We start from the raw sequence: 7,391 nt of genomic DNA on the forward strand, positions 1-7,391 counted from the left end.
TGTACGGATATTGTGTGCATTTATGAATTTGATGGATAAACAGCAAAGCCTCTCTCTAGAAAGAAAAATACTGCTATTTGAACAGATACTTAATGGGTACCAGACGAGTGAAATTGTTACGCGAAAAGGGTTAGTTGAAGCGAATCATTTACGCCCTGCAACAGTCACTAAGTTGATTGGTGAACTCTTAGATTTTGGATTGGTAAAAGAGGATACGAAAACGCATGTATCGGGCCCAGGTAGGCCTGAAGTTTGCCTTATCCCAAATAAAAACCAATACAATGCAATTTTTGTTTATGTTGATTCTCTTACGTTAACAGCATCTCTTGTCAACCTGACAGGAGAAATCCTCTATAGCTCAAGTTGTGAATTTGAGAATCGCTCAGCAACGAAAGAGCAGTTAATTTCTGTTATAGAATCGCAGGTTAAAAACGCTTATGAAACAATAGAAGCAGGCACTACCGTTTGTGGTGTGATTCTATCCTTACCCGGTATTGTTGACCGTAAAAACCAAGTTTGGAAATACTCGAATCGCTGGCCGAACGCCACCGATATCTCTTTTGCCTCTTTAGAGGAAACGCTCGCTTGTAAAGTTATTTTGGTTAAAAACCTACAGGCTGAGCTGAATGCTTTTATCCTTGAAAACAAGCAGCTTAAATCTCGTAATACTCTCTATATACACTGGGGTGAAGGGATTGGTGCTGCCAGTTATGACGCCAACCGTATGGTACGATTTCGTCAACAAGGTTTATTCAGCGAAATAGGACAAACGATCATCGATAACGACGGCTCAACACTAGAACAAATTGCTTCTTTAGCCTCGCTTCGTGACACGTTAGGTCAAAATTTAAATTGTATTATTGGTAATGAGAAACAGTGCGCAGAGCAAATCAAAGATCTGCCTTTATCCTCATTACCTTGTTTGGAACAAGCACAGCAGGTATTTTCTCGCTCCTTAGTGAACGCCTATTTAACGCTCTTTCCGGACACCATAATTTTGACCGGACCGTTTATTGAAAACACCTGTATATTTGAAGAGATTAAACGGCTATTTTTTGCGAAATTACCTAGTTATTGTCCATCTGACATTCAGCTGTTAGTTAACTCGAACACGGTAATCAATGAACTCCAAGGGGCTGTGATTCCGTTTTTCTCTAATTATGTCAATGATAAAATTACTCAAGCTCATAATTAGTAATTCGCATCAACTCCATCTTCAGTAAACTTGTTTAACACCTTAATTATGGCGTAACTCTCCCCAACTTGAGTGTTGTAGTGACGCAGAGTCGGCAAGGCTCCGAGTAACAACTTCACTCAAAACATGATGGTTTCACATAGTGAGCACCTATGATAGCCATACTTTTTTCTACTTTTTGTTCGAACCATTGAGCTTTTAACAACCATCAGTATGATTACTAGGATGTCCTTTTTCCCAGAAGGCTTCACCGTCTAGTTGGGGGGATTAACGGAGTTACTTTCTTTACTGCAATGGCCCTATGGTAGTTTCTTGTATCATAAGCGACATATTCCAATACCACTTTGGCGGTTAGACGAACTTGCTTTAGAAAGCGAGGAAGCACTTCCGCATTCATCACTCCTGGCAATGTTAACTCGGCAACAAACAATTTCATAAGTATCAGTATCAACGGTTCAATAGGGGTGGTCTTGTCTTTTGCTCGCTCAATAAATATCCAAAGATAAGTTTGCACGCGAAAAGCGCCTTTCTGGTTACTCTTTAGCAAGGCAAAAAGTGACTGGACTACTTAAAGCAAGAGCGGAGAAATCAACAGACTGATAAACGGGACATACCAGTCAGTTAGTTGCAACCAAAAACAAAAAGGCGAACCCATTCGATTCGCCTTGCATCAATTAAGCAAAATTTCTACTTCAACGGGTCGTTATCCGGTAAGGCGCTATGAATCCAAAGTGCTAGCCTGTGTTTGATATTTGCACCATCAAGCTTACTTTCAGGGAGTGGCATGATCTGTTTGGCATCAACCAAAAATAGATAAATCGCTTTTACTCTTAGTGGTTGTGGGGATTGCGGAAGTTCAAAACCTTGCATTTTTGCCATCTTACCGCCAATCTCAAGTGCCTTTTTAACCAGTTTATCTTCGTTATGAAGCTTGGTGCTTTTTGACATTAATAGAATCCTCTTCTTCACTTGCACTTAGAATACCTTAACTGCCACAACCCGCGTGTTAGTAAGCTCTCATATTGATAAGTTTGGGCTATATTCCATCACCCAGCGCGTTTGATTAGGTCCAAAGTAATCTGCTTCTTCCGCAATTTTACTAAAGCCAAGTGATTGATATAGACGCAGTGCCGCGGGGTTTTCAGGGTCTACCGTTAAGCGCACGCGAGCGTAACTCTGCTGCTCCAGTAATTGAGTCAGTAGCTTGCGTCCAATGCCTTGACCTTGCAGTTCCGGCGACACTGCCACAGATAAAATCCAACCGATATCTTGCGTTTCACTTTGCGCGAGGATCAAAAACGCCTGCATCTTTTGCTCTTGAAACGCAGCAAAGCATCCTTTTGGCCAGCAATCGTAAGACTGACGAAAAAAGAAATCCGGCAGAGCATGCTCGCCAAAGCATTGCTGTTCTAGCTGCGCCATCATGGCAAATTCATCTTGTTCTATTGCGCGATAAGTCACTGTCATATTGTCGTTAATCAGTATATTAGGGGTCATTCCATGCGTATTCGGTATGTTAACATCACATACGCTAAAACGAGAGGCGTATCGCAGGCCGTGGGGGCAGAGGCTGTCATTTAACCTGCAATGAGTTTATCTCGTAGGTTACTTCGTCACATGATGATTGTAACTTCACAAGAAGATAGCCATCTTTTCCTGTCCGCGAATTCTAAACAACCCCTCTTAAACTCCTCCATAAGATACTGATTTAATAGTATTTAAAGTAAAAAACCAAATTTAGATCGCACTGTCACTAAGCCTCAAAAATATCATATCACCCAACGTATAAAGTTGTTCCACACAATCATTTCGACATTTATCGAAATAATTATTGATTATTCGAAAAATATTTCTATAATTCGAGAATATTCGAAATTAAAGGTAACGAGGCTCACATGAGTAATGAATTGATGACAATGGTACGCGACGCCCTAGATATGTTTGCGTTTTTAGCAGTGGAATTGATTATTCTATTTCTTGCAATCAGCTACATCGTTGGTGTGTTGCAAGAGTTTTTAACCCCAGAAAAGATCCAATCGATCTTAAGCTCGCGCAACGGTAAAGGGTATTTTATTGCAGCCTTACTTGGATCTATCACGCCATTTTGCTCGTGCTCGACTATTCCTTTCTTAAAAGGGTTACTTCGTGCTCGAGCAGGTTTTGGCCCGATGATGGTGTTCTTGTTTGCAAGCCCACTGCTTAACCCTGTGATTATTGGTCTATTTGTGGTGACCTTTGGTTGGCAAGTTGCCCTGTTCTACTTCGCTATCGCGATGACAGTATCGGTCATTTCTGGCTTTGTACTAGAAAAGTTAGGCTTTGAGCGTTACGTAAAACCGGAAGCGTATGAATCAGCTAATACCTCTAGCTGTTCGAGCCAGTCAAGCTGTGGTGATACTGCAAAAGTAGCAGAAGCAACATCATGCTGTACAAAATCAGAGCCTGTTGCTACACCAACAAGCTGCTGTACCAGTGCTAAAAAAGAACCAGAAATCGCGGTTTCTTGCTGCGCTTCAGATGGCACGGCCACGGCAACAATGACAGAAACAAAACAACCAAGCCGTTGGATGCGTATTTGGCTGTCAACTTGGAAAGATTTTAAACAGGTACTGCCTTACCTAATGCTGGGTATTGCAATTGGCTCATTCATTTACGGTTTTATCCCAACTGAATTGATTGCTGAATACGCCGGTGCTGGCAAGTGGTATGCAATCCCTGTTGCTGCTGTGATTGGTATTCCATTGTACATTCGCGCAGAAGCGGTTATCCCACTAAGTGCAGCCCTAGTACAAAAAGGGATGGCATTGGGTTCGGTAATGGCATTGATCATTGGTAGCGCAGGCGCAAGTTTGACAGAAGTGATCTTGCTTAAATCTATCTTCAAAAATCAGATGATTGCAGCATTCCTGGTTGTAATTTTAGGTATGGCCATCAGCGCGGGTTACCTATACACCGTAATATTTGGCTAACAACAAACACGTTACACAATAAAAAAGCGAACCAGGTAGGTTCGCTTTTTCGTTTGAGGATACAATTACTGCGGCGATAATCGCATGTGCAACTTTAGCCATTCAAATAACTTTCCAGACCAAAGCGATATATTGGGCATGGCAGCGTAAACCAAAGCAATAAATAGCACCGAACCCACTAAATCAATCGGTCTATGCATGCCAAGCCATAAACGACTATAAGCCACGCAAACGCCCCACAGCAATAGAATACCCGTCAAACCATAGCGCTTATGTTCCACCAACAATCCACCGAAACACACTAAACAAATCGCGACAAACATTGTGTGGCCTGATGGAAAGGAATAGTCGGTTTCACCCAGCCAATGTTGAGTTCGCCAAGGGCTAACTTGAGTTGAAACCTGCTCGATCAGTTGATCTTGTTTACTGGTCGTCAATTGGTAGAAATGTGATGGTTTCGGGATCAGCAGTTGATGGGTGAGAACTTCAGTATAAGGTCGCGGGCTTTCCGTAAAATGTTTAAGGCCCGTTTTGGCAGCAAAGCCAATCACCAGAATGATGCCGAGTTGTAATAACTTTTCCCAACGTTGTTTCGGCGTCAAAGTAAGCGTCAAACTACAAAGCAGTAGTACCGCAAGAGTAATCAAAAAACCTTGGCTACCAGCAGAATTGGTTAGCACACTGTAAAACAGCCCCTCACTGTCACTCACTGAATCTAATAACTCAATGTGGCTGACTAATAGAGTCATCGGCGCTATCAGTAAAAGGAATACTGCCAATACAGCAAGGCCATAACGCTTGGCATAAAGATACTCTTTCATAAAATTCTGCTCAACGATTACCAACAACCACTCACGAGAACATAGACATTACGTCGGAGTCACGTTTCGACTGGCGAGGATATGGGGAAAATCGGCAAAGAGAAGGATCCTCTCCTTGTCACCGTTGCCGATATACTAGCCGAAGCCATGTGGAAAAATTATCAAATTGCTGTCAATTTGGCGAAAATTCCTAGTTTTGTGTGTTTATCGTTCGCGATTGTAAGCAAAAAAATGATGCACAGGACCATGCCCATGGCCAATGCTCAGCTCATCAGCATGTCCAATCGCTTGTGAAATATAGTGTTTCGCCTTTGCTACCGCGCTTTCTAACGATTCGCCTTGCGCTAAATATGAAGCAATAGCCGCAGAGAGCGTGCATCCCGTACCGTGAGTATTGTGGGTGGCTATACGTTTCGCATACAACACCGAAACGGTATCGGGCTGAATAAACAGATCATTACTATTTTCATCCCCCTCTAAATGCCCTCCTTTGAGCAATATAGCTTTGGCCCCTAATTGGCGTAGGGAGTGAATCATGCTGCCCATTTGTTCTTCATCATGAGGTATTGGTGACCCAGTCAGTGCTGCACCTTCTGGTAGATTGGGGGTAATCAGATCTGCTAACGGGATCAAACGTTGCTTAAGCGTCGCAATTGCCTCACGAGCCAATAATAAATCGCCGCTAGTCGCCACCATCACTGGGTCAAGAACGGTGAATTGAGGTTGGTATTGTTCTAATTTATCTGCCACGACATCAATGATGGCGCTATCCGCTAGCATACCAATTTTTACTGCCACAACATTAAGATCACTAAATACTGCATCCAATTGATGAGCGACATGTTCTAACGGGATTGGGAATATCGCTGAAACACCTTGCGTGTTCTGAGCCGTAATGGCGGTAATGACCGAACATGCATAGCTGCCCGTCGCGGAAATGGCTTTAATATCGGCTTGAATACCCGCACCACCACCGCTGTCAGAGCCAGCGATTGTCAACACTATAGGGGTGCAAGTATCAACATTGGCGGTAATGGATGTTGCGTGTGTTTGAGGCATGAGTCTACTCCTACGCGCAACGTATGGAACCGACTCACTGGATGGCTAGCGGGAAAAACTAGTAATAAATCAGTGAGGGTACTTTAGCCGTTAAGGAATATTCATAGAGAAAGGCTAAAGGACGCATAGTTCCCTACGTCAGTGCTAACTGAATCAGGTTCAACGGGTCTCGCGATGCGATCTCAGCCCCAAGGGCTCCCCGACTATTAGCGTCCATAATAACAGCAATCGCTCTTATAAGGTAAGTGAGAAAGGCCAAGAGTGCGCCGCAGCGCACTCTGTCGTTCGCTGTCGTGACTTGTTTGCCAATGAAACAAATCGCGATTAGAGTGGAATATGATAAATTATGGTTAGCTATTTATTAATAATTTTTTGTTATCACAAACTCGTTCTATCAATAACCCTGTGAGATACCTATGCTAAACCCTCTCTGGCTAAAAACATTTATCACCCTGATTGAAACGGGCCACTTTACTCGGACAGCAGAGCGCCTGTTTATGACCCAGCCTGGTGTCAGTCAGCATATCAAGAAATTAGAGCAAGCATGTGGACACCCACTGATTGAGCGTAATAACAAAAGCTTTGAGATTACTCAGCAAGGCAAAATGCTGTTTGACTATGCCAAGGAGTCTCAAAACCGTGAAACACAGTTATTGGCAAGTCTAGAGCCAGACTCAGCCTACCACGGCAACATAAAATTGGCGTGCTCAGGCTCACTTGCCTTACTGCTCTACCCTCGCCTGTTAGATTTACAATGTAAATGTCCAAAGCTTATTACCCACGTAGAAGCGGCGCCAAACAGAAAGATTAAAGCGGATATTTTAAGTGGGATGGCGGATCTGGGTATCGTTACGAGCCAAACGAACGATAAACGCATTTTTAGCCAAACATTGAGTGAAGAACCCTTATGCTTGATGTATCCAGCTCAATATTCATACCAAGATGATTTGACCAAACCGGATTTACAGCAACTCGGCTTGATTAATCACCCTGATGCCGAACACTATTTAGCTCGGTTTTGCGCTCACAGTGATGATCCTGATTTTGTTGGCTTACGTTTTGATCAGATCCCCGTCACGGGGTACGTCAATCAACTCAGCCAGATTTTACTTCCCGTGGCGAAGGGATTAGGTTTTACGATTTTGCCACTCAGTGCTTTAGATAACTTTGCTCTTAAAGAACAAATCGCAATCTATCAACCTAAGCAACCCATTACCGAGACACTATATTTAATCGCTAAGCAGCGCCCACGTATGCCAAAACGCTTCGTCACAGTGATTGACGAGATCGAACAGGCGCTCAAACGCTAATCATCTACCATGAGACAAGGTGAGATAACAAAAAGAG

General features: G+C 43.1%; 7 protein-coding genes and 1 riboswitch. Of the genes, 3 read left to right on the forward strand and 4 right to left on the reverse strand.

Going from position 1 to position 7,391, the window contains the following annotated elements; translation table 11 throughout:
* Positions 1–31 precede the first annotated feature (31 nt).
* Positions 32–1,195 (forward strand): ROK family protein, encoded by a 1,164-nt coding sequence (locus tag RH86_RS06485; RefSeq protein WP_038219330.1) that lies wholly within the window; start codon positions 32–34, stop codon positions 1,193–1,195.
* A 687-nt stretch (positions 1,196–1,882) separates the two neighbouring features.
* Here RH86_RS06485 and RH86_RS06495 read toward each other — a convergent pair.
* Both RH86_RS06495 and RH86_RS06500 read right to left on the reverse strand, forming a co-directional pair.
* On the reverse strand, positions 1,883–2,143 hold the full coding sequence (locus tag RH86_RS06495) for a DUF5062 family protein (RefSeq protein ID WP_005597713.1): 261 nt from the start codon (positions 2,141–2,143) through the stop codon (positions 1,883–1,885).
* 69 nt (positions 2,144–2,212) lie between these two features.
* Positions 2,213–2,692 carry a GNAT family N-acetyltransferase gene (locus RH86_RS06500; protein ID WP_009385639.1) on the reverse strand — a complete coding sequence of 160 codons (480 nt, stop codon included), beginning with the start codon at positions 2,690–2,692 and terminating at the stop codon, positions 2,213–2,215.
* Between the two features lie 398 nt (positions 2,693–3,090).
* Here RH86_RS06500 and RH86_RS06505 point away from each other — a divergent pair, with 398 nt between their 5' ends.
* A complete protein-coding gene (locus tag RH86_RS06505; protein ID WP_009385640.1) occupies positions 3,091–4,164 on the forward strand; it encodes a permease in 1,074 nt (357 codons plus the stop codon).
* A 65-nt stretch (positions 4,165–4,229) separates the two neighbouring features.
* Here RH86_RS06505 and RH86_RS06510 read toward each other — a convergent pair whose 3' ends face one another.
* Together RH86_RS06510 and thiD are read right to left on the reverse strand one after the other, a co-directional pair.
* Positions 4,230–4,985, reverse strand: a complete 756-nt coding sequence (locus RH86_RS06510) for a phosphatase PAP2 family protein (RefSeq protein ID WP_009385641.1) — start codon at positions 4,983–4,985, stop codon at positions 4,230–4,232.
* 204 nt (positions 4,986–5,189) lie between these two features.
* Positions 5,190–6,044 (reverse strand): bifunctional hydroxymethylpyrimidine kinase/phosphomethylpyrimidine kinase, encoded by an 855-nt coding sequence (gene thiD, locus RH86_RS06515; RefSeq protein WP_009385642.1) that lies wholly within the window; start codon positions 6,042–6,044, stop codon positions 5,190–5,192.
* A 113-nt stretch (positions 6,045–6,157) separates the two neighbouring features.
* Positions 6,158–6,256, reverse strand: a riboswitch (TPP riboswitch).
* 204 nt (positions 6,257–6,460) lie between these two features.
* Here thiD and RH86_RS06520 point away from each other — a divergent pair.
* Positions 6,461–7,354, forward strand: a complete 894-nt coding sequence (locus tag RH86_RS06520; protein ID WP_009385643.1) for a LysR family transcriptional regulator — start codon at positions 6,461–6,463, stop codon at positions 7,352–7,354.
* Positions 7,355–7,391 lie beyond the last annotated feature (37 nt).

This window comes from Vibrio sp. N418, from assembly GCF_000222565.1.
GTDB classification, from domain to species: domain Bacteria; phylum Pseudomonadota; class Gammaproteobacteria; order Enterobacterales; family Vibrionaceae; genus Vibrio; species Vibrio scophthalmi.

Bases quoted from the DNA above. Each gene is read 5' to 3' on its own strand.
- RH86_RS06520 (WP_009385643.1), top strand. From the start codon at position 6,461: ATGCTAAACCCTCTCTGGCTAAAAACATTTATCACCCTGATTGAAACG.
- thiD (WP_009385642.1), bottom strand. From the start codon at position 6,044: ATGCCTCAAACACACGCAACATCCATTACCGCCAATGTTGATACTTGC.
- RH86_RS06505 (WP_009385640.1), top strand. From the start codon at position 3,091: ATGAGTAATGAATTGATGACAATGGTACGCGACGCCCTAGATATGTTT.
- RH86_RS06495 (WP_005597713.1), bottom strand. From the start codon at position 2,143: ATGTCAAAAAGCACCAAGCTTCATAACGAAGATAAACTGGTTAAAAAG.
- RH86_RS06485 (WP_038219330.1), top strand. From the start codon at position 32: ATGGATAAACAGCAAAGCCTCTCTCTAGAAAGAAAAATACTGCTATTT.
- RH86_RS06500 (WP_009385639.1), bottom strand. From the start codon at position 2,692: ATGACCCCTAATATACTGATTAACGACAATATGACAGTGACTTATCGC.
- RH86_RS06510 (WP_009385641.1), bottom strand. From the start codon at position 4,985: ATGAAAGAGTATCTTTATGCCAAGCGTTATGGCCTTGCTGTATTGGCA.